Consider the following 21,326-nt stretch of genomic DNA (forward strand, 5'->3'; position numbering starts at 1 on the left):
TATCGAGATGATCCGGGCCGGGTGACCCGGAGCCTCTCTTATTTGCTGCCTTCTAGTTCTTTTTTAAGGCTGTCGAGCCCGCTGCGATAAAGTCCGGAGACGGCCTTGGAGGCCGCTTCGTCCGAAAGTTCCGGCGGCGGATCATTGTTCATGAAGCCGCGGTAGAAGGCGCCGCGCCATTCGACCGTGCTTTTGCCGTCGCCCTCGGGCGTGACCGTGATCGTCGATGAATAATTATTGACCGGCAGAACCTTCACGTCGACCTGGGTAATGCGGTAGGAATAGCTCATTTTCTCGGCGCTATAGGCGTAGAGCTCTTCATCGACGGTCGCGCCGCCTTTCAGCGTGATTTTCCGCGTCGCCTTGTCGGCATTGCCGCCGGTGCCTTCGGTCTTTTCGACGCCGGGAAGCCAGCCAATATCCTGGAAATTGCCGATTCGCGCCCAAACTTTCGCCGCCGGCACGTTAATCTCGACCGTTTCCGATACTTTTTGCCGGCTGGGGCCATGCGCCTCGACGGCCAGCGGTACCAGAAGAGCCAGCGCCGCCGCGCCACCGATAAGAACCTTCAATCCCCTCATGATCTTCCCTCTCCGCATGTAATGCCACGCATCTACTTAAAGATGCTGGTCTTCGCAAGGCAAAGTCTTGGGGCTCAGGGGTCTTCATAGTGGCCCCGAGACGCATTAGGTTATGTTTCAGCATGCCCTGGTCCCAGCCAGCGCCCCCTCCCGGCCAAAGCGCCGCCAAACTTCCGATCGAGGTCTTGATGCGTACTGATGTTGCTCAACCCGTGCGTCTCGCCGATTATCGCCCAGCAGATTATCTGATCGACACGGTCGCCCTCGACGTCAAACTTCACGATACCGCGACCTTGGTGCGCGCCACGCTCGCCTTGCGTCCCAATCCGCTGGGGCGCGCCGGCGCGCCGCTCGTGCTCGACGGCGACGGACTCACGGCCAAGACCATTCTCCTCGATGGAAAAGAGCTCGCGCCCGGGGCCATTTTCGTGACGCCGGATCAGCTCACCCTCACCGCGCCGCCGCAGCAGCCGTTCCTTCTCGAAATCGAGACGGAGATCAACCCTTCCGCCAATACGCGGCTGATGGGGCTTTATCGCTCCGGTTCCGCCTATTGCACGCAATGCGAGGCGGAGGGATTTCGCCGCATCACTTATTTCCTCGACAGGCCGGACGTCCTCAGCGTCTACACGACCCGTATCGAGGCGGACACTGGCGAAGCGCCGGTTCTGCTCAGCAATGGCAATAAGGTCGAGGAAGGCAAGATCGAAGGCAGCTCGAATGAAGGGACTCGCCGGCATTTTGCCGTCTGGCACGACCCTTTCCCCAAGCCGTCTTATCTCTTCGCGCTTGTCGGCGGTGACCTCGGCTCGATCCACGACACGTTCACGACCATGTCCGGCCGCAAGGTGGCGCTCGGCATTTATGTCGAACACGGCAAGGAAAAGAGCGCGGCCTATGCGATGGATGCCTTGAAGCGCTCCATGGCCTGGGACGAGACGGCCTTCGGCCGCGAATATGATCTCGATATCTTCAACATCGTCGCCGTCTCCGATTTCAATATGGGCGCGATGGAGAACAAGGGCCTCAACGTCTTCAACGACAAATATGTCCTGGCCCTGCCCGAGACCGCGACGGACACGGATTACGCGCAGATCGAAGCGGTGATCGCGCATGAATATTTCCACAATTGGACCGGCAACCGCATCACCTGCCGCGACTGGTTCCAGCTTTGCCTCAAGGAGGGGCTGACGGTTTTCCGCGATCACGAATTTTCGGCCGATCAGCGCTCCCGCGCGGTGCGCCGCATCGCCGACGTGCGCACTCTGCGCGCCGCGCAATTTCCCGAAGACGCGGGGCCGCTCGCCCATAATGTGCGGCCGGATACCTATCTCGAGATCAATAATTTCTACACGGCGACGATCTACGAGAAAGGCGCCGAGATCATCCGCATGCTGAAAGTGCTGATCGGCGACGATCTTTTCCGCAAGGGCATGGATCTTTATTTCGACCGCTACGACGGCACGGCGCAGACGATCGAGAATTTCATCGCCTGTTTCGCCGAAGTCTCGAACCGCGACCTGACGCAATTCTCGCGCTGGTACCATCAGGCGGGCACGCCGCTCGTGGAGGCGCAGACCTCCTACGATCCGGCCAAACGGACGTTCACGCTCGACCTCAAGCAGTCTGCGAAGCCGACGCCCGGACAAGATCACAAAGATCCCTTCGTGATCCCGATCGAGCTTGGTCTCGTCGGAGCCGATGGCGAGACGGTCGCCCTGCAAAGCGCCACTGAGGATGCCGCGACGCCGGAAGAGCTGGCGCGCGGCGTCATCGAACTCTCGACCCCGCAACGGCGGATCACCTTCACCAATGTCGCAACGAAGCCCGTCGCCTCGCTGCTGCGCGGCTTCTCGGCACCCGTGCGACTGTCTCAGAGCGTCAGCGAGGAAGAGCTCATCGCGCTCGTCGCGCATGACAGCGACAGTTTCAACCGCTGGCAGGCGGCGCAGACTTATGCAACGCGCCTGCTGCTGCGTTCCGTCGATCTCGTTCGCTCCGGCAAACAGGCTTGCGCGGACGAGGCCTTCGGCGCGGCGCTTCACCGCGCGATCGACTCCAACATCAACGATCCGGCCTTCACGGCGCAGGTCCTGAGCTTGCCGAGCGAAGCGGATATTGCCCGCGAGCTCGGCGAGAATGTCGATCCCGACGCAATCCATGTGGCAAAAGACGTGCTGCGCGCGGCGCTGGGACGGCAGCTCGCACCGATTCTGCTGCAGACCTATGAACGTCTCGCGCCGGTTGGGCCCTATTCGCCCGATGCCGCGGCCGCCGGACGGCGCGCCTTGCGCACCGCCGCCCTCGATCTCTACGCCGCTGGCTCTCCTGCCGATGGCGGCGCGCTCGCACTGCGCCAATTCGAAACCGCGGAGACCATGACCGACGAGATCGCCGCGCTCGGCGTGCTGACGCATGTTCGAGGCGAAGCGCGCGAACAGGCGCTCGATACCTTCTATAAGCGGCATGCGGCCGACGCGCTGGTCGTCGACAAATGGTTCATTTTACAAGCCACGATTCCAGAGCCAGGCACGCTTGCGCGGGTGAAAAAGCTGATGGAGCACCCGGCCTTCTCGCTCGCCAATCCGAACCGGGTGCGTTCGCTCGTCGGCGCCTTCGCGGCCGGCAATCAGACGCAATTCAATGCCGCCGACGGGAGCGGCTATCATTTCGTGACCGAGATCGTGATCGGGCTCGACCACACCAATCCGCAGGTCGCGGCCCGCCTGCTCGCAGCCTTCAAAAGCTGGCGGGTTCTCGAAGCCAAGCGCGCCGCGCTCGCAGAAGCCGCCTTGCGCCGCGTTGCGCAAGTCAACGATCTGTCGCCCGACGTGAAGGATATCGTCGAGCGTTCATTGGCATAAATGGTACTCGAATCCGTAAAAGTTCACATTGTGATTCACACTCCATTAAACTCTGGACAAAGCACCCGCATGGGATTCTCATAGGCGTGATTCGAAGCGATGCGGCACATGGCTTCGGGCGCTATTTAGGGGGCCATAATGGCGCGTCTGGACGCAGACAATGCACCTGCTTACGCGGGAGCATTGCAAGGTCTTGTCTGCACGACCGCGCATCTCGCGCTACTGCGATTTGCCAAACTCGAGCCCTTGGCCAGGCGCGCCATCCCTTTAATGCTCGCCCTCTTCATCGGGGTCCTGGCACTCATCGCCGCTTTCTTTGCCCTGGAAGCCCGGCGTCAGACACTCGCCAATGCCGCGTCCGACCTTGAGCTCGTCGCCTCCGTCATCACCGACAATCTGAACGAGGCGATCGACCAGACAGCCGCCGATAGTCTCGCGGATTTCCTGCCGGCCGCCGTACCAGCCCGTGTTGCGACTCGCGGCCAGCAGGTTTTCGTCAGCGACGCAAAAGGCCATGTCGTTGCAAGCCAATCCCAGACGGCTGTTTCGGGCCTGCTCGCTGACTATCTCGGACCGATGACGCAATTTGCCGAACAATCGGGTGTTCTGCGGGTGACGTTGAATGATGGCAGCGAGGCCCTGGCCGTTGTCCGGCGCGTGCATGCGCCCTACGGGCAAGTCGCGCTCGTGCATCCGTTGAACCTCGTCTTCGCGGATTGGACGCGCCAAACGTTTCACGGCGCGGCGCTTCTGGCCGCCACCGTCTTCGTTCTCCTTGCGCTCGGACTTGCCTATATCTGGCAGGCCTCGCGCGCCCGGGAGGCGGACGCGATCTGCAACCGCGTTCTCGACCGCATCGACACGGCGCTCAATCGCGGCCATTGCGGGCTCTGGGATTGGGATCTCTACCGCGACCGCATCTATTGGTCCGACTCGATGTATGAGATCCTTGGCATGAGGCCCAACCGGCAGTTCATGTCGGTTGCCGAGATCGATGCTCTGATCCATCCGGACGACGGCACGCTCCACGCCGTCTCCGACATGCTCGCGCTCTCCGCGACCAATTCCATCGATCATATGTTCCGCGTCAGGAACGCGAAGGATGAGTGGATCTGGCTGCGCGCCCGTGTCGAGATGATCCAGGAAGAGAACGGCCATAGGCATCTCGTCGGCATAGCCCTCGATGTGACCGAGCAGAAAATGCTCGCCGAACGCACCGAACAGGCCGACATGCGGCTTCGCGACGCGATCGAGGCGATTTCCGAGGCCTTCGTGCTTTGGGATGCCGAGAACCGGCTCGTCATGTGCAATTCCAAATTCCAGCGCTTTCACAATCTCTCCAATTGCGCGCTGACGAGCGGCGCCACCTATGCGCAGATCATGAGCGACGGAACGCCGCCGATGATCCAAGCGCATATTCCGCTCGGCGAGACACCCCGCATCGGCGCGCGGACCTATGAAGCGCGCTTCGAGGACGGACGCTGGCTGCAGATCAACGAACGCCGCACGAAGGATGGCGGCTATGTGTCGGTCGGCACCGATATCTCGGCCTTGAAACGCAACGAGCATCAATTGCTCGACTCCGAACGCCGCCTGATGGCGACGATCGCGGATCTGCGCAATTCGCGTCAGATCCTCGAACAGCAGAAACAGCAGCTTGCCGATCTCGCCGAAAAATACTTCGATCAAAAGGCCGATGCGGAAGCGGCCAATCGCGCTAAGTCGGAATTCCTCGCCAATATGAGCCACGAGCTGCGCACGCCGCTCAATGCGATCATCGGCTTTTCCGAGATGATGGAACACGAGCCTTTCGGCGCGCTCGGCTCTCCCAAATACCGCGACTATTGCACCGACATCAAAGCCAGCGGACAATATCTTCTCAGCGTCATTTCCGACGTGCTCGACATGTCGCGGCTCGAAGCCGGCAGCATCCGCCTGCAAAAGCGGACTTTCACAGTCGACACGGTTCTTGCGGCCGCCATCGCCTCCATAGAAACGCCGGCCCGCGAAAAATCGATCATGATCACCGCGGCTCTTCCCGACACGCCGATGACGGCCGACCCGTCCGCGGTCGAGAAGATTCTGACGATCCTTTTACGCAACTCGGTGAAATTTACGCCCGAATACGGCCGCGTCGCGGTTCGCACCCGCCATGTGCGCGGCGGCTTGAACATTTACGTCGAAGACAACGGCATGGGGATTTCGCCGCAAGCGCTGGCAAGGCTCGGGCGTCCCTTCGAGCCTCTGGATCATCCGCTGGCCAATGGGATGAAGGGCTCCGGCCTCGGCCTAGCGATCGCCCGCTCCTTGATCGCGCTTCATGGCGGGTCGATGCGTATCCGCTCGGCTGTCGGCAAAGGCACGATCGTTCTCGTCCGGGTCCCGGATTACGACGACCCGTCGCAGCTGAAACGCCGGCAAACGACGCCCATCGCCTGGCATAAATTGCCTTTGCCCACGCTGATCGACGCTCAGGCGCGCATGGCGGCCATGAAAGCGGCCAGCTTTGCGTGAATCCTCAAAAAGGTGCATGAGAGTGCGGCAATAAGCAGGAAGCATTGAATGAAGATATTACGGCATATCATTGTACCGGCGGGGTTCTTCTGTCTCGCAGCTAGCCTCTCGACAATGCCCGTCATGGCACAGGAACGAGTGGGCGATGGCGCCTTGGGGGCGCTTGCGGGCGCCGTGGTTTTGGGCCCCATCGGTCTTCTTGCGGGCGGCGTCATCGGCTATACGGCCGGCCCCGGAATAGCCGACAGTTGGGGCACAAGGTATCACCGTCATCATTATCGCCGCGCGCATTACCACAGGCCGCGGCAGTAGCCGGACCTATCGGGTTCAGCTTTTAGGCAAGCCAAGCTTATACGGGCCCTTGAACGTATCGGGGTCGGCCGGTTCGCCACGGCGATAGATGGTGATCTTGCCTTCCCGCGCGAGGCCGACCGCCGTTTCGCGCACGCGGTCGAGATAGCCTTGCCATGGCACGCTGAGACGGCCGGTTGCCTTGGCAAAGGCCTGGGCGGCATCGGCAGGATCGACAAAGTTCGGAGGCACCGCTTTCCCGCAGAGTTCGAGGATCACGCCAGCTATCGTCGGCTCATCCATTTAAAGGCATCCTCTTTTAAACGCATCGGATTATCCCAAAACCGGTTCCCACTTTTGGGTCCTATGCTCTAGCAGCGACACTCACCCATTGGCTTGCGTCGGCTGCTCCTCATCTTCGTCTTCGACGTGCTCGTCGATGGTCTGCAATATGCGGCGGGCCCGCATATGATCATCCGGATCGAGCTCGGCGACCTTCGATAGAGCCTCGCGGCCTTCTTCGAACCGTTTCAGCCTCGCAAGAACGAAACCATAGCCGCGCAAAGCGAAGAGAAACGCGCGCGGTTCGCCGTCGAAATGCGTGAAATCCGCGTGAAGCGGCGTCACCTCGCGCCAATCCTCTGGCAAGCCATTGCGCTTGATCGCTTCGCGCAGCCAGGTTTCGAGATGCGGAAGCGTTTCTTTCAGCCGGTGTCGGTAGTAATAAAATCTGAAGGCGCCGAAATTCGTGGCAATATGGTCTGGCGCGACGCTCAATGCGCGCCTGATCTGGGTTTCGCAGGCTTCCTCGTCTTCCCAGACGAGCCCTGCCGCATGCAAGGCGCGCTCCGCTTCCGCCGGAAGGTCACCGCCATAATAGCGCCTTTCCAGCCATTTTTCGTCATCCATCATGCCGCCCGATCGAAAACCAGAGCGGGATGAGGAAAAGTGTGCAGCGGTTTTCCGCCCGCATCCCGCTCTACTCTATTGGAATCGATCACGTTCATGATTTTGGATCACTCAAGTCGGGCTTGCCCGACTTGAGACTCTAAGATGCCCAACCCGGGCAAGCCCGAGTTGGCTGATCCAAAACCATCGTGATCTAGTCTTGCCCTTCAATAGCAAGTCTTTGGCCCGTCTCACAAGCAGCCTATCCAAGCTTGACGCGATCCGGCCTGCGGCGTGGCGGCAGGAGCGTCATCGCGCCGAGATGCGAGGCGCAAGCAATACGGTTGCGGCCGCCGGCCTTCGCCGCGTAGAGCGCTTGATCGGCGGCATCGAGGAGATCGGCCCAGGTCTTGCCTTCCTTGGGAATGATCGTCGCGACGCCGGCGCTGATCGTCGCGATGTGATCGACCCCGCCTCTATGTTCGATTTTCAGGTCCAGGACGATCGATCTGATCCGCTCTGCCACTGTATAGGCGCCCATTTCATCCGTATCCGGCAAGAGGATCGCGATTTCTTCGCCGCCGTAGCGGGCGGCAAGATCGCTCGGCCTTTGCAACGCACTCCTGACGGCCTCGGCGATTTTTCGCAGACAGGTGTCGCCGCCCGGATGACCGTAAAGGTCGTTATAGGCCTTGAATCGATCCACATCGATCATGATCAAGGCAAGGCTCGACGCATTGCGCTGGGCGCGGCGAAATTCCTTGCCGAGAAGATCTTCCAAGGCGCGGCGATTGGCGAGACCCGTCAGGAAGTCCCGCGCGGCAATATCGCGCAACTGATTATTGGCTTCTTCAAGCTGCTCTTCGGCCTGCTGGCGCGTCGTAATGTCGTGCAGGACCAAAACGATGCTATCGCCGCCGGCCGGCTTGCGGCCGCTCATTTCCAGCCAGCGGACCATGCCACTGCGATGCCGGACACGAAAGCGGAAATCGACGAGTTCGCCTTTCTCCTGCAAGAAGCGCAAAGCCGTATCGAGGAAGGCCCGGTCTTCCAGCAAGGCGAAGTCTTCAAGTGTCCCGGTTGCAACTTCATCGGGATCGCAGCCGAGCAGCTGACGCGAAGCCGGCGAAACATAGGTCGGTTTAAGATCGTGGTTCAGGCAAATGATGAGATCGACGACATTATCCGCCAGCAAGCGGTAACGCGCTTCGCTTTCCCGGACCGCCTCCTCCGCCGCTTTAATCTCTGAAATATCCCGCAACGCGCCCAAAATTCCAAACGGCTGCTTTGTTTGCGGGTCGCGCAGCAGGCGTAGCTCGGAATGGACGCAAACCCAATGTCCGTCGCGATGGCCGATGCGATAGACGAACGAGGTGCGGTCCATATTGCCTTGTGCCAAGGATTGAAAAACCGCCTTTACTCCAGCTCTATCGTCTGGATGAATCAGGTCGAACGGCGATGTGCCGAAAAGCTCTTCGGGAGAAAATCCGAGGATTTCGCGGCAAGCGGGCGATAGATAGCGCCGGCTAAAATCGAGATCGAGCTGGAACACGAAATCTGTTGCGTTTTCGGCGAGAAGCCGCAATTGCGCCTCGCGCTCGACGAGCAGCTTTTGGAAGTTGGCGATGTCGCGCGCCATTTCATTGAGCGTGCCGCCGAGAGCCCTAAATTCCGGTGCCTGCCAAGACGCGATCTCGACGCGGGTGGTGAGATCCCCCTTGCCGAGCTTGCGCGCGGCGGCCACGAGTGCCCGGATCGGCTGCAATTGCCATAGATCGCCGAGAAACCATGCCCCGCAAGCAGCGCAGACAGCCGCGACCAGCGCCAGCGTCAGACCGATCATCATCCGCCGGTTCGCATCGGCCAGTACGAGCGAACGCGCCAAGCCGACGCCCACAACGAGATGGGCTCCGTCCGCAGAGGGCAGCGGCGCAAAGCCGTAGATCCGTTTTACGCCGTCCAAATCGTCCGTTTCGACGCGTCCGCCGTCCGGATGCTGTGCCATGGCCTTCATGAGCGGATGATCGGGAAAGCTCTTGCCTACCGAACCAAGTTGTTCTGGGACCTCAGCCAAGACCGTATCGGTGCGCGTCTCGACGACGATCACGCTCCAATCCTCCGATCCCACAAACTGACGGGCCACCTTCGCGAACCGGTCGAGATTGAGCGTGACGAAAATCATGCCCGGAGCGGTCTCTGCGCCGTTTTGAAGTGCCAATGACGTTGCGACAAAAACGGTCGGCTTGCCGGTCACCGCTCCGATCAAGAAACGGCTGATGCGGAAGCTCGAGGGGCCGGAACGCAGCACCTCCCGCAGAAAGGCGGGATCCAGGAATTTTTGCGGCTCGGTTATAATGCTGCCGCAGACGATGGTGTCATCCGCCCGGACGATGCCAATGGAATTGAATTGAGGTTGATCGGTTGCGACCGCTTTGAGCGTTTTGTGGCAATTGTCGGAAACCCCCACGATCTGCGACGTTCTCCGCAAAACGCCGAGCAATTCCTTCGCCTGTTGGACACTGTCGGCCTGGCGTTCTGCAATCAGCCGGGCAAGATCCATCGCATGCGTTCGCGCCGCCCCGATCGCAAGATGCCTATCGGTAACAAGCCCGCCAACCAAAAGCCCGAAAAGCGGTACGATGGCGGCCATAGCCAGCAGCGACAAGCGGAGCCGCACGCCGATCCCGTCACGGAAGCTTTCAACCGCAAACCGCCACATCGATCCCTTGGATCCGAAAAAACGTCGCCCGCGTCGAGGCTGACCTCCAACGCTTACGATTAGGCCCAAAGAATCTCTAAAGTTGGATGAATCAAAGAGGGCACCACCTCATGATTGCCCTCGTCCCGGTCAAAACCTTGCCGGATAGTGGCAACGAGGAAAAACAAAAACGCTGCGCGGGCTGGCGAATGCGCGATGTCGTTACTCGGAAGCCCTTGAATTATATCATATTCATGTCAGAGGACGATGTTCTCTTGAAAGCCGTCGGTGCAATGCGCTCGTCGAACTCGACGGCAAACCCGTCCCGGATATGGCGCACCACGGTCGCCGCTCGCGACCCGGCAGACAACCGGCCGCGAATATTTCGTCCAGGCGGCCGAGCCTCACCAGCGCAGAATACGCGCTCCGATCAGAGCGCCCGCCGCCGTCACGATGGCTATTCCGATGGAATACCAGGCCGCGACGAAGAAGGGCGAGTCGTCTGGGCAATGCGTGGCGTAAAGCGTAGCGCCGATAGCACCTGCAAAGAGGCCAGCGGCCGCTCCGGCCAAACCCGGCCGCGACGGAGCTCCGTCGCGTAAAGCCAGAAGCAAAGCGCAAAAAGGCGCAAGCGCCAGCAGAGGGATGCTCCGCAGGCAGAACATCGCATTATGGCCGATCAGGCGATGTCCCCAATCCGCTTCGGGAACCGTGACCAACTCGAACCCGATGCCAAGCAGCAGCAGGAGGGGCACGATCATCAGCGCCAAGAAGACGCCGTGCAGCTTGGCTCCAGGCCGCGCAAGCCGCAGCGTCAAGGGCGCCGCGAGACAGACGAGCAAACCCATGAGACCGATCTTGAAGAAGATCCTTGGATCGTCGGCGCCCAAGCTTAGAAGATGCGGCCGCAAGCCGAGCGCGACGAAATAAATGCCGATGGCGATGATCACGCCCGGCAGCAGCCATGTGCTCAAGGTCTGGCCGAGCGGCGCCGGAGGCGTGCGGGCATCGACCGCGAGAGCCTGAATTAAATTCTCGGTTTTCATGCTTCGCTCATTCTGAACTTCGCAGCCAGGGCGGCGAGCCCGCGATGCAGGGCCACGCGAACCGCTCCAGCGCTCATGGACAGCCGGTCCGCAGCCTCGCTGATCGATGCGCCATCGACGGCGATGATCCGCACGACATTGCGCTGCCGGTCCGGCAGGCTTTTGAGATGGCGGTCGATGTCTTCCACAAGCATGGAGGGTTCGGCTTCCTCACTGCCTAGAACGTCCGCGAAATCGTCGATCGGCACATGGATTTTGCGCCCGCGGCGCCGCAAGACGTCGATGGTCTTATGGCGCACGATCGCCCATAGCCACGGACTGAAGGGAGACTGCGACTCCCAAGTCTGGCGTTTGAGATGAATCGCGAGCAAAGTCTCCTGCACCACATCCTCCGCATCCATGGCGGCATATCCACCCGCCGACAGCCCGCGCCGCGCCGCGGCTCGAAGAACCGGAGTCAATTCGCGCAGCAATTGCTGATAGGCCGCCGCGTCACCGGCATTGCCGGCCCGCATCAGGGCCGCCCATCCCTGCTCTCGATCATTGCCGCGCACACGCGCTCCCGTATTGGTTTCGGTGAATATATAGGTTTTGTTACGCTCGGCCCGACTCGCCCCAATCACGCTTTCGCTAACGAAAATTCGCTCCTACACTCCGTAACGTCTGCTTTGCCGCTCGCGAAGAAGTCGATGCATGCCGGCTTGGGCCGGTTCGCCGCTGAAGGGACCACCCCGCCAGCTTACCCCCGCTTTATCTGAAAAAAGGGACTCATGATGACTGTGAAGACAAACGTTGCCGGCATTTCCTTGGCCGGCTCGCTCGCCACCGCCCTTGCGCTCCTTGCAAGCCCCGCCTCCGCCGGCCCGGCCCCGGGTCAGCCGACGATGGATAAATGTTACGGCGTCAGCCTCAAGTCCCAGAACGATTGCGCCGCGGGCGCGGGCACGAGCTGCGCCGGCACGTCGAAGGTCGATTATGACCCCGCCGCCTGGAAATATGTCGCCAAGGGCACCTGCGAGACAATCTCGACGCCGAAGGGCATGGGCTCGCTCAAAGCCAAGTCCTAATCCATTTCGAGGGCGTGCCAGCCGCGGCGCGCCCTCGCCATCGCTCTGCTGGATCGAAGGAGCCCTCACATGAGCCGCCCGTCGCTTCTTCCCTGCGCCACAGGGGTCGGCTTCAAGCCGCAGCATTTCCAGTCCATCGCCGCGGAGCAGCAACCGCTCGGCTTCTTCGAGATCCATGCTGAAAATTACATGGGCGCCGGCGGCAGGCCGCATGCGCAACTGCAATATCTCCGCGCGCATTACGCTCTTTCAATTCACGGCGTCGGTCTTTCCGTCGGCGCGGCGGGGCCGCTCGACGGCGATCATCTCGCACGGCTGAAACATCTGTGCAACCGCTATGATCCACAGAGCATTTCGGAACATTTGGCCTGGTCGTCGCACGGTGGCGCGTTTTTAAACGACCTGCTCCCGCTGCCCTATACGGAAGAGACGCTGGCCATGGTCAGCGCCCATGTGGATCAGATCCAGGCCACGCTGCAAAGGCAGATTCTTCTCGAAAATCCAGCGACTTACGTGCGTTTCGGGCAATCGGTCCTAAGCGAGACGGATTTCATCGCCGAGATCGCCCGCCGCACCGGCTGCGGCCTCCTGCTCGATGTCAACAATGTCTTCGTTTCGGCCGTCAATCACGGCACCGATCCTCGCGCCTATATTGCGAGCTTTCCGCTCGGCCAAGTGCGGGAGATTCATCTTGCCGGCCACGCCGAGGCCGATGACGGAGGCACTCCCTTGCTGATCGATGCACATGGCTCGCCCGTCGCCGATCCCGTCATGGCGCTTTACGCGGAGGTGATCGCCAAAGCCGGGCCGATCCCGACCCTGATCGAATGGGACAATGACGTTCCGGACTGGCCGCAGCTTCTCGCCGAAGCGCAAAGCGCGCAGGCCGTTCTCGATGCCCGCAAATCCAAAGGCGCGCAAAGCGCCGCCGCTGCTTGAGGAGACGCCATGTTCGCCGCTCTTCAACGCGACTTCGCCGAGGCTCTCGCCGATCCGGCCCGAGCCGTGCCGGAGGATATAGCCGCCTGCCATGCCGACGGCGCGGCCCGGCGCTTTTCTATTTATCGCAACAATGTCGCCGTCGGACTCCTCGACGCGCTCGCCGCGCGTTTCCCGGTGACGCAGCAAATCGTCGGTGAAGCCTTCTTCAAGAGTATCGCGCGTCTCTACATCGCTGCGCATCCGCCAATGTCGCCGCTGATGATGTTTTACGGCGACGATTTTCCCGGCTTCATCGCCTCTTTCGAGGCCGCAAGGGACCTAGCTTATCTTCCCGACGTGGCCCGCCTCGAAGCGGCCCGCACGCGTGCCTATCATGCCGAGGATGCCGCGCCGCTCGATGCCGCCGCGCTTCAGTCGATCGAGGCTGAAGACCTGGGCGATTTGCGTTTCAGCCTGCATCCAGCCGTGGAGATCGTCTCGTCGCCCTATCCGGTCGTCACGATCCTCGCGATGCATATGGGCGAAACCCCGCTCGCCGAAATCACGGACTGGCAGGGTGAAGAAGCGCTCGTATCGCGGCCATATCTCGATGTCGATATTCGCTGCCTGCCGCCGGGCGGTGGCGCTTTTCTGCGCATTTTGGGCGATGGGCACCCCCTGGCAAAGGCCGTCGAAGCCGCTGTGGCGGCCCACCCCGGTTTCGACCTTGCCGTCAATCTTGCCGGCCTCTTCAGTGCCGGTCTTGTCACGTCTCTTTCGATTATTGCATCAGAGGAAATGTCCCCATGAGCGAATTGTCTCTCACCCCAACCAAGCCACTTTCGGGCCTAGTCGCGCTGATCGCACAGATCACCGGACTGCTGGACAAGATCCCGCAATCCTTCCTGTCGCTTTGCGCGCGGGTTTTTCCAGCCGCCGTCTTCTGGCTGTCGGGCGAAACCAAGGTCGATGGATTTCATTTGAAGGACAGCGCGGTCGCTCTGTTTCGCGAGGAATATGCCCTGCCCCTCATCGACCCGACGATCGCAGCTTACATGGCGGCCTTCGCCGAGCACTTCTTTCCGGTGCTGCTCGTCATCGGCTTAGCCAGCCGTTTTGCCGCCCTGGCGCTTCTCGGAATGACGGCGGTGATCGAGATCTTCGTCTATCCCGACGCATGGCCGCTGCATGGCATTTGGGCCACCTGTTTTCTCGTCGTGATCGCGCGCGGCGCCGGGAAATTCTCGCTCGATTATCTGATCGCGCGGCATTACGGCTTGGCGAAGTAAGACAATCGAAGCTTCAGCCACCCTTCCGGTTATGCAGCCGGCGCTCCCATTCGAAAGCCTGCCGGACAATGACTTCGAGATCATCATAGCGCGGCTGCCAGCCCAGCACGGCGCGGATGCGATCGGCGCCAGCGACAAGCGCCGCCGGATCGCCTGGCCGGCGGCCTGAGAGCCTCACCTCGAAATCGATGCCGGTGACTTTCTTCACGACTTTGATAACTTCGAGAACCGAGCGTCCGTGGCCATAGCCGCAATTGCAGGTGAGGCTCGCGCCGCCGCTGCGCAAATAGGCCAAAGCCTGCACATGCGCGCGTACCAGATCGGTGACTTGGATATAATCGCGGATGCAGGTGCCGTCTGGCGTCGGATAATCGGTGCCGAAGACATCCATGCCTTTGCGGTGGCCTAACGCCGCCTGCACGGCCACTTTGATCAGATGCGTCGCTTGCGGCGTCGATTGGCCGAGGCGGCCTTTGGGATCGGCGCCCGCGACATTGAAATAGCGCAGCACCGCATAAGTGAGCCCACAGGCCTTGGCCGTATCTTCGAGCATCCACTCGACCATGAGCTTCGAGCGGCCATAAGGATTGATCGGTGCGAGCCCCACATCTTCGGTTACGGGATTTGTCTTCGGCTCGCCATAGACCGCCGCCGTCGACGAAAAGATGAAATGCTTGACCTTGTTGCGCACGGCGCATTCAAGCAGATTGCGGGCCTTGGCCGTATTATTCGCATAATAGAGCAAGGGATCGGCGACGGACTCGGGCACGACGATCTTCGCGGCGAAATGTGCGATGGCGTCGATTTGATGCGCACGTACAATCTCGTCGACCAGCGCCATATCCCCGAAATCGCCGACGATCAGCGGAACGCCATCTGGAACCGCCCAGGCAAACCCCGTCGAAAGATCGTCGAGCACGACGACTTTTTCGCCGGCATCAAGAAGCTCCAGGACCATATGGCCGCCGATATAACCGGCGCCGCCCGTGACGAGAACGCTCATGTCTGTCCTTGTCTCTAATCCTTGTGCGGAGATCGAACTCTTCACGGTGACGGAAAGCCTTGAAGAAGCCTTGCTTTGCAACCTTTACCATGTTGGTTGATTTGATAAAGGCTGCAACGGTAGCGCTGCGGTATTCGAATTCAGGATTGTGGCGGAAGGCTTTGAGCCTCTGCCCGGAGCCAGCTCTTGACCCAAGGCTTTCGCGAAGACCAGGACCCCGAGATCACCGATTCGGCCATCATGCCGCCGAAGGCCCGCCTGTTCAAAATTCTCGGGCCGGGATTGATCACGGGCGCGTCCGACGACGATCCGAGCGGTATTGCCACCTATTCGCAGGCAGGCGCGCAATTCGGCTATAGCCTAGGTTGGACGCTCATCTACAGCCTGCCGCTGATGATCGCCATACAGATGATCTCGGCACGCATCGGCCGCACCACCGGGCGCGGACTTGCCGGTATCCTGCGTCTCTATTATCCGAACTGGCTGCTGCAAGGCGCCGTCTCCCTATTACTCATCGCCAATACGATCAACCTCGGCGCCGACCTCGGCGCCATGGGCGATGCGCTCGATCTTCTGCTGCCTGGCCCGGTCTGGCTTTATGTCATCTGCTTCGGCAGTCTCTGCATCGCGATGCAGGTCGCCTTCAGTTACTCGCGTTATGTTTCCATTCTCAAATGGCTGACGATCTCGCTCTTTTCCTATGTCGCCACTCTGGCCGTGGTCCATGTCGACTGGCGGGCGATGGCCGCGCAAAGCCTCGTCCCGCATTTTATCTGGGACGAGCATTTTTTGCCGACCGTCGTCGCCGTCTTCGGCACGACGATCAGCCCCTATCTCTTCTTTTGGCAATCGTCCGAAGAGGCCGAAGACGTGCAGCACTATCCGGTGCGCGAAAAGCTTCTCTCAGCGCCGGAACAGAGCAAAAGCGCGCTCGACCGGATCGGGATCGACACATTCGTCGGCATGAGCTTTTCGAATACGATCGCCTTGGCCATCATGACGACTGCGGGCGCCACCTTCTACGTCAGCGGCAATCACGACATTCAAAGTTCCGCGCAAGCCGCCAAGGCGCTCGAGCCTCTGGCCGGACATTTCGCCGCTTTCATTTTCACCCTCGGCATTTTGGGGACCGGCCTTTTGGCGGTTCCCGTGCTTGCCGGCTCCGCCGCCTACGCCGTCGGCGAGGCTTTGAAATGGCCGGTCGGCTTCGGCCGGCAGGTACAGGAAGCCAAGGCATTTTACGCGACCGTCGTGCTTGCGACGCTCGTCGGCATGATGATCAATTTCTCGGGGATCAATCCGATCAAGGCGTTGTTTTGGAGCGCCGTTCTCAACGGCGTCGTCGCCGTCCCAATCATGGTCGTCATGATGATGATGGCGGCGCGCAAGGATATTCTGGGCCGGTTCGCCATCAACGGCTGGTTGAAGTTTCTGGGCTGGCTCGCGACGGGCCTCATGATCGTCTGCGTCACGGCGATGTTCGCGGGTTTTTTCCTTCCGTCGTGATATTGGGGTCTAGAGCATGATCCCAAAAAGTTGGAGCTTTTTTGATAAAGATCATGCGTTTAATAAAGTCGTCGCAATCCTGGCTTCACGCGGGGATCGCGCGATGATAATGACACACGATTGCTGAAGCGGGAGAGAAAACAATATGCGCTTTGGACTTATTGGAACCGCGGTACTCGCCGGAACCATTTTGGCAGCTGCCGACGCCCGGGCTCAGCTTTCATCGCCGCAATGGACGACCTGCACAGGAAAAGCCGGCGTGGACTGGAAGGAGCAGATCAAGAGCTGCACCATATTGATCGCGTCGAGTTTTGAAACGGCCGACAATCGCGCCATTGCTTACGTTCGCCGGGGCATAGCCTATAATAACGAGGGTGAACTCGACAATGCCATCGTCGATTACGGCGAGGCCATCAAGACCCGCCCCAACCACGCCGAAGCCTATTACAATCGAGGCAACGCCTATTTGAGCAAAGGCGATAATGCCAAAGCCATCACCGACTTCGACAGTGCGATCGCGATCGACATCAAAAATGCCGCCGCCTACCGGAGTCGCGGCCTCGCATATCTCTATAGCGGCAACTCCTCCAAGGCACTGGCTGACATTGAGGAAGCAAGCAAACTCAATCCGCATGATCCATACAGCGCCATATGGGCCGATATCGTCGCCCAACGCGCAAAAGCTCCAAGTCCCTTGCAGCAAGCGCTCTCGCAATTAAGGTCACAGACATGGCCCGCACCGGTCATTCGCATGTTTCTCGGTCAGATCAAACCGGACGCCCTGCTTACCGCCGCGGAAGATCCGGACGCCACGAAAAAGCAAGGCAAAATGTGCGAAGCCCAATTTTACAGCGGCGAATGGGTACTTCGAAGCGGCGATAAAGGCGAAGCAACGCGGCTTTTTAAACTCGCGGCAAATGCCTGTCCGAAGGACTTCCTCGAATGGACCGCGGCCAATGCCGAACTCAAGGCCCTTGGCGCGGCGCCCTAGATCAGGTTGATTTCGGACTCGTCAAAGTCGGGCCTGCCCGGCTTTGACCTCTCGAAATGCCCATTTTGCTTAGCCCGCTCTGATATCAGGCCGGCTCACGCGCAAGCGTCTCGGCCTGCCATCGCTCGACCTCGGCGAGCTCTGGCGGCCGCTCTAGGATGATCTCGCGCTTGCCGAGCGTCACTTCGCCGGCATCGCCGTCGAGCGAGAGCCAATCGCCGTCGCAAATCCTGGTGTCGCCGAGCATGGCTTCGCGCCGCGCCTCGTCGATCGCGAGTGTCCGGCAACCGACGAGACAGATTTTGCCGAGTTGGCGGGCGACAACGGCGGCATGCGCCGTGCGGCCGCCGACTGCGGTCAGAATGCCCGCCGCGACGGCAAATCCTTCGACGTCCTCCGTCGATGTATCGTGGCGCACCAAGATGACGGGTTCGCCCATCGCAGCCAATTCCTTGGCGCGTTTCGAGTCAAACGCCACGCGGCCCGTGGCAACGCCCGGCGCGGCCGAGATCGCCGTTGCGACCGCCGGCGCAGACGCGGCAAAACGCGCGACGGCCAACTGATCGATGTCGATATGCCCCAAACGCGCAAGTGCCGTCTTGAAGTCGATGGCGCCCTCGTGGACGAGGTCGACCGCGATATGGAGCGCGGCGCGCGGCGAGCGCTTGGCCGTGCGCGTCTGCAGAAAATAGAGTTCGCCGCCATCGACCGTGAATTCCACGTCCTGTGCGTCACGGAATTCGGCTTCGATCCGCCCTATGCCCTCCTGCAGGCCTTTCGCCGCGTCCGGCAGGCGTTCGGCGAGCCGTTCCGCATGTCCGGGCGTGCGCCGTCCGGAGACCACGTCTTCGCCTTGGGCATCGAAGAGGAAATCGACATAAAGCTCACGCGCGCCGGTCGCCGGATTGCGGCTGAAGGCGACGCCCGCGCCTGAGTTTCCGCCGGAATTGCCAAACACCATGCATTGCACAGTGACCGCCGTGCCCTTGAGCCCGTCGAGATGATTGAGCCTGCGATATTCGCAGGCCTTCGCGCTTTGCCATGAGCGATAGACCGCGATGGCGGCTTCCTTCAATTGTTCGCGCGGATCTTCCGGCAGGCCATGGCCGGAGATCTGCAACGCCAATCCGCGAAACTCGCGGGTCAGGCGTTCGAGCGCATCGGGATCGAGTTCGGTCTCGTTCTCGACGCCTTCGCGCTTGATCATATCGGCAAGCCGTTCTTCGAAACACGTGCCCGGCACATGCAAAACGACTTCGGCATAGCCCTGGACGAGCCGGCGGAAACTATCGAAAGCAAGGCGTGGATTGCCGCTCATGCGGATCAGACCATGCACGGTTTCAGTATTGAGGCCGATGTCGAGGATGGTTTCCAGCATGCCGGGCATGGAGGCCGCCGCACCCGAGCGCACCGAAACGAGCAGAGGCGCGCGGCTATCGCCGAAACGCCTGCCGGTTGTCTTTTCAAGCCAGGCAATGCCCGTGTCGAGCCCGGTGCGAAGCGCTTCGAGCGCCGCTTCGTCCCCCGCATCGACGCCGGCGCAAAGGCTTGTCGGCATCACGAAAGCCGGCGGCACATTGAGACCGAGCCGCGCCATCTGCCAGATGAGCGCGGCCTTGGAGCCCGCGATCTCGGCGGTGACGTCCGGCGAACTGCCATTGCCAGCGATGAAAAGGGGCTGCTGATTTTGACTCATGCGGATAATTCCTCAAGCACACGGTCACGCAGCGCGAGCGCCGCATGGGCTAGATAATCTGTTGCGGTTTCGAGCCCCCGCGCGACATCGAGGCCAAGCACCAGCGCGCGGGCGTCGGGAGAAGCAGCGCCCATAAAGGCACTGATCGCATCGCGCTCGGCGGAATCGGCGCTTTTTTCGACCGCCATAACGGCATCGATCGCCTGCAGCGAATCCGTGGCATCGGCGCGATGGCCTTCCGGCAGGCGCGACACGGCCTCGACCGCGCGCACCAGATGGCTTACGCCGTCGACCACAAGCTCTGCCAATCCGGCGAGCTTCGCGCCGCTGGCGCCACTGCCTTTCGGCATAAGGCCCAAGAGAAAAACGCATTCGTCCAGCGTGTCGGTCGCATTTTCGACCGCATCGACGCTTTGACGAAGCGTATCGGCATGCTGCACGCGGGCGCAGATCTCGCGCGCCTGTACCGTCAGCCTGTCGGCTTTTTCCTCCATTCGCTTGGCTTTTTGCGCGAGGCGCGAATGATCGGATCCAGAGGCCCCATTCGCCGCCAAACCTTCGACCAGAAGCGAAGCAAGCATGCGAGTGATGCCGAGATGACGCATCAGCACGGCGAGCACGGCCGATTCCGCCGTGTCGAAAAGCTGCGAGAGGTCAGCCTGAACCTCATCGCGAATGAGACGGGTCGAGCGGCAGGCGCGCAAGCCCTCGCTCGTCTGGCGCAGCACGCGCCGCAAAAAGTCATTGGTCTCAACGGCGCCAAGCGTTTCGTCGAGGCGTGCGCCATAGGGGATGCGGCCCTCGGCCGTGCGCCTGATCGCTTCGAAGACGAGATCGGCGCCGCCAAGTTCGAGAAAGGCGCGATGGCCATAGTCGTTCGTCGCGGCAAACGTCAGGAGCTCGATCGAAGCGCCCTTGCCGACGAAAGTCTGCAGAGCTTTGCGCGCCTTGTTCCAATCGATCAAAAAGACGATGCGCGAGCCGAGAAACGTCAAAAAGCGCTGGAGCGCCGCTTCGTCCGCCGCATCGAAGCGTCCGACGATGAGATAGAAGACATCCTCCTCGCCGACGCCATGCGCGCTCTTTTCATCGAGCGGCGTCCAGGTGACGCCCTGCCCTTCGAAGAGCGAGATAAAGAATTTCGCGCGCTGACGATGCACATCCGTATAAGTGACGCTCGCCGTCTTGTCCTCGACATGCACGACGAGGACATGCGCGTCGGTGGTGCCGATATCGTTTTGAATCGTGAGCCGCGTGCCGCTGTGAACGGCGGTCGTGCCAAGGCCCGGATGACCGAAGGCGAGCACTGAGGTGCGATTGAGGCCCGCCATGAAAGCTTTGATGCGGGCGCGGTCCTGGTCGTCGACATGATGGACATGGGCGCCGTCGATCGTCTCGACCGCCATTTCCGAAGCAAGCTGATTGATCGCTTTATGCACATCCATGATCAGGAGATGCACGCTATCGGCGCCATCGCGCCGCGCCGAAGTCATGGCGTCGATGTCACGCGGCGCAAGCTCGTCATGTTCGGCTTTGGGCATCGCGGCTGCGAGCACCGCCAAGCGTTGCTCGAACGCATTGCAGATCACGACCTTCGCCGCCTTCAACGGTAAAAGCATAGTGGCGAGATCGGCCGCGAGCCCTTTGACCAGGATTTCAGCACCTGGGACCAGGATACGCTCGGGCGACAAAACCCGCGTCCCCCCGATCGTGGCCTCGAACGGCAGGTCGGTTAGACCGGCGGCGCGGCATTCCGCCTCGAAGGAATGCACCGTCTCGCCGGGATGGCGGCTGTGAGCTGCCGCTTCCTGCAGCAAGGTCAGGCGCAGTTTGAGCCGGTCGTTGGCAGCAAGCGCATCGCCGAGCAAAGCCGGCAATAGCAAAGCCTCCTCACCAAGCTCACGGACAATATCGATCTTTGCGGTCACGAGAGTCTTCACCTTGGTTCAAAGCCATCGGGATTGCGTCCAA

The 21,326-nt window shown here is 60.8% G+C and carries 18 protein-coding genes; 9 read left to right on the forward strand and 9 right to left on the reverse strand.

The annotated features are described in order from the left end of the window. Window positions 1-38: 38 nt before the first annotated feature. Window positions 39-581 carry an SRPBCC family protein gene (locus A3OQ_RS0116005; protein WP_152428485.1) on the reverse strand — a complete coding sequence of 181 codons (543 nt, stop codon included), beginning with the start codon at window positions 579-581 and terminating at the stop codon, window positions 39-41. Window positions 582-769: 188 nt separating this feature from the next. Here A3OQ_RS0116005 and pepN point away from each other — a divergent pair, with 188 nt between their 5' ends. The 3 genes from pepN (at window position 770) to A3OQ_RS24910 (ending at window position 6,271) form a co-directional block, all read left to right on the forward strand. After that, on the forward strand, window positions 770-3,445 hold the full coding sequence (gene pepN, locus A3OQ_RS0116010; RefSeq protein WP_026595898.1) for an aminopeptidase N: 2,676 nt from the start codon (window positions 770-772) through the stop codon (window positions 3,443-3,445). A 138-nt stretch (window positions 3,446-3,583) separates the two neighbouring features. Then, window positions 3,584-5,959, forward strand: coding sequence for a PAS domain-containing sensor histidine kinase (locus tag A3OQ_RS22725; protein WP_152428486.1), 2,376 nt, complete (start codon window positions 3,584-3,586; stop codon window positions 5,957-5,959). Between the two features lie 48 nt (window positions 5,960-6,007). Next, window positions 6,008-6,271, forward strand: a complete 264-nt coding sequence (locus tag A3OQ_RS24910) for a hypothetical protein (protein ID WP_020176427.1) — start codon at window positions 6,008-6,010, stop codon at window positions 6,269-6,271. 15 nt (window positions 6,272-6,286) lie between these two features. Here the strand turns inward: A3OQ_RS24910 and A3OQ_RS0116025 are convergent, their stop codons facing one another. The 5 genes from A3OQ_RS0116025 to A3OQ_RS0116045 all read right to left on the reverse strand — a co-directional run bounded on the left by A3OQ_RS0116025 (window position 6,287) and on the right by A3OQ_RS0116045 (window position 11,505). Then, window positions 6,287-6,553, reverse strand: a complete 267-nt coding sequence (locus A3OQ_RS0116025; protein WP_020176428.1) for a DUF3253 domain-containing protein — start codon at window positions 6,551-6,553, stop codon at window positions 6,287-6,289. A gap of 81 nt (window positions 6,554-6,634) precedes the next feature. After that, on the reverse strand, window positions 6,635-7,159 hold the full coding sequence (locus tag A3OQ_RS0116030) for a tetratricopeptide repeat protein (protein ID WP_020176429.1): 525 nt from the start codon (window positions 7,157-7,159) through the stop codon (window positions 6,635-6,637). A 241-nt stretch (window positions 7,160-7,400) separates the two neighbouring features. Continuing rightward, on the reverse strand, window positions 7,401-9,857 hold the full coding sequence (locus tag A3OQ_RS23715; RefSeq protein ID WP_020176430.1) for a diguanylate cyclase domain-containing protein: 2,457 nt from the start codon (window positions 9,855-9,857) through the stop codon (window positions 7,401-7,403). A gap of 383 nt (window positions 9,858-10,240) precedes the next feature. Next, window positions 10,241-10,882: an NrsF family protein gene (locus A3OQ_RS0116040; RefSeq protein ID WP_020176431.1), complete on the reverse strand. Its 642-nt coding sequence runs from the start codon at window positions 10,880-10,882 to the stop codon at window positions 10,241-10,243. Beyond that, window positions 10,879-11,505 (reverse strand): sigma-70 family RNA polymerase sigma factor, encoded by a 627-nt coding sequence (locus A3OQ_RS0116045; RefSeq protein WP_020176432.1) that lies wholly within the window; start codon window positions 11,503-11,505, stop codon window positions 10,879-10,881. The genes A3OQ_RS0116040 and A3OQ_RS0116045 overlap by 4 nt, the downstream gene beginning before the upstream one ends. 147 nt (window positions 11,506-11,652) lie before the next feature. Between A3OQ_RS0116045 and A3OQ_RS0116050 the strand changes: the two genes are divergently transcribed. From A3OQ_RS0116050 to A3OQ_RS0116065, 4 genes are all read left to right on the forward strand, one after another. Continuing rightward, window positions 11,653-11,949, forward strand: coding sequence for a BufA1 family periplasmic bufferin-type metallophore (locus A3OQ_RS0116050; RefSeq protein WP_020176433.1), 297 nt, complete (start codon window positions 11,653-11,655; stop codon window positions 11,947-11,949). Between the two features lie 69 nt (window positions 11,950-12,018). Beyond that, window positions 12,019-12,888, forward strand: coding sequence for an MNIO family bufferin maturase (gene bufB / locus A3OQ_RS0116055; RefSeq protein ID WP_020176434.1), 870 nt, complete (start codon window positions 12,019-12,021; stop codon window positions 12,886-12,888). Window positions 12,889-12,897: 9 nt separating this feature from the next. After that, window positions 12,898-13,680 carry an HvfC/BufC N-terminal domain-containing protein gene (locus A3OQ_RS0116060; RefSeq protein WP_020176435.1) on the forward strand — a complete coding sequence of 261 codons (783 nt, stop codon included), beginning with the start codon at window positions 12,898-12,900 and terminating at the stop codon, window positions 13,678-13,680. Beyond that, entirely contained in the window at window positions 13,677-14,159 is a 483-nt protein-coding gene (locus tag A3OQ_RS0116065) for a DoxX family protein (RefSeq protein WP_020176436.1), read from the forward strand. The genes A3OQ_RS0116060 and A3OQ_RS0116065 overlap by 4 nt, the downstream gene beginning before the upstream one ends. 13 nt (window positions 14,160-14,172) lie before the next feature. On the opposite strand, the gene galE is transcribed toward A3OQ_RS0116065, so the two are convergent. Next, window positions 14,173-15,162: a UDP-glucose 4-epimerase GalE gene (gene galE / locus A3OQ_RS0116070; protein ID WP_020176437.1), complete on the reverse strand. Its 990-nt coding sequence runs from the start codon at window positions 15,160-15,162 to the stop codon at window positions 14,173-14,175. A gap of 186 nt (window positions 15,163-15,348) precedes the next feature. On the opposite strand from galE, the gene A3OQ_RS0116075 reads away from it, so the two are divergent. Continuing rightward, window positions 15,349-16,668: an Nramp family divalent metal transporter gene (locus tag A3OQ_RS0116075; protein WP_020176439.1), complete on the forward strand. Its 1,320-nt coding sequence runs from the start codon at window positions 15,349-15,351 to the stop codon at window positions 16,666-16,668. Window positions 16,669-16,813: 145 nt separating this feature from the next. After that, on the forward strand, window positions 16,814-17,659 hold the full coding sequence (locus tag A3OQ_RS23720; RefSeq protein ID WP_020176440.1) for a tetratricopeptide repeat protein: 846 nt from the start codon (window positions 16,814-16,816) through the stop codon (window positions 17,657-17,659). A gap of 85 nt (window positions 17,660-17,744) precedes the next feature. Here the strand turns inward: A3OQ_RS23720 and A3OQ_RS0116085 are convergent, their stop codons facing one another. Together A3OQ_RS0116085 and A3OQ_RS0116090 are read right to left on the reverse strand one after the other, a co-directional pair. Further along, complete coding sequence (locus A3OQ_RS0116085) at window positions 17,745-19,355, reverse strand: PEP/pyruvate-binding domain-containing protein (protein ID WP_020176441.1); 1,611 nt, start codon at window positions 19,353-19,355, stop codon at window positions 17,745-17,747. Continuing rightward, on the reverse strand, window positions 19,352-21,283 hold the full coding sequence (locus A3OQ_RS0116090; protein ID WP_020176442.1) for a hypothetical protein: 1,932 nt from the start codon (window positions 21,281-21,283) through the stop codon (window positions 19,352-19,354). The genes A3OQ_RS0116085 and A3OQ_RS0116090 overlap by 4 nt, the downstream gene beginning before the upstream one ends. Window positions 21,284-21,326 lie beyond the last annotated feature (43 nt).

Origin of the sequence: Methyloferula stellata AR4 (assembly GCF_000385335.1) — a bacterium.
GTDB classification, from domain to species: domain Bacteria; phylum Pseudomonadota; class Alphaproteobacteria; order Rhizobiales; family Beijerinckiaceae; genus Methyloferula; species Methyloferula stellata.

Excerpts from the sequence above, each read along its gene's own strand:
- A3OQ_RS23715 (WP_020176430.1), bottom strand. The coding sequence starts at position 9,857 with ATGTGGCGGTTTGCGGTTGAAAGCTTCCGTGACGGGATCGGCGTGCGG.
- A3OQ_RS22725 (WP_152428486.1), top strand. The coding sequence starts at position 3,584 with ATGGCGCGTCTGGACGCAGACAATGCACCTGCTTACGCGGGAGCATTG.
- pepN (WP_026595898.1), top strand. The coding sequence starts at position 770 with ATGCGTACTGATGTTGCTCAACCCGTGCGTCTCGCCGATTATCGCCCA.
- A3OQ_RS0116085 (WP_020176441.1), bottom strand. The coding sequence starts at position 19,355 with ATGAGTCAAAATCAGCAGCCCCTTTTCATCGCTGGCAATGGCAGTTCG.
- A3OQ_RS0116060 (WP_020176435.1), top strand. The coding sequence starts at position 12,898 with ATGTTCGCCGCTCTTCAACGCGACTTCGCCGAGGCTCTCGCCGATCCG.
- A3OQ_RS23720 (WP_020176440.1), top strand. The coding sequence starts at position 16,814 with ATGCGCTTTGGACTTATTGGAACCGCGGTACTCGCCGGAACCATTTTG.
- bufB (WP_020176434.1), top strand. The coding sequence starts at position 12,019 with ATGAGCCGCCCGTCGCTTCTTCCCTGCGCCACAGGGGTCGGCTTCAAG.
- A3OQ_RS0116005 (WP_152428485.1), bottom strand. The coding sequence starts at position 581 with ATGAGGGGATTGAAGGTTCTTATCGGTGGCGCGGCGGCGCTGGCTCTT.
- A3OQ_RS24910 (WP_020176427.1), top strand. The coding sequence starts at position 6,008 with ATGAAGATATTACGGCATATCATTGTACCGGCGGGGTTCTTCTGTCTC.
- galE (WP_020176437.1), bottom strand. The coding sequence starts at position 15,162 with ATGAGCGTTCTCGTCACGGGCGGCGCCGGTTATATCGGCGGCCATATG.
- A3OQ_RS0116030 (WP_020176429.1), bottom strand. The coding sequence starts at position 7,159 with ATGGATGACGAAAAATGGCTGGAAAGGCGCTATTATGGCGGTGACCTT.
- A3OQ_RS0116065 (WP_020176436.1), top strand. The coding sequence starts at position 13,677 with ATGAGCGAATTGTCTCTCACCCCAACCAAGCCACTTTCGGGCCTAGTC.
- A3OQ_RS0116025 (WP_020176428.1), bottom strand. The coding sequence starts at position 6,553 with ATGGATGAGCCGACGATAGCTGGCGTGATCCTCGAACTCTGCGGGAAA.
- A3OQ_RS0116050 (WP_020176433.1), top strand. The coding sequence starts at position 11,653 with ATGATGACTGTGAAGACAAACGTTGCCGGCATTTCCTTGGCCGGCTCG.
- A3OQ_RS0116040 (WP_020176431.1), bottom strand. The coding sequence starts at position 10,882 with ATGAAAACCGAGAATTTAATTCAGGCTCTCGCGGTCGATGCCCGCACG.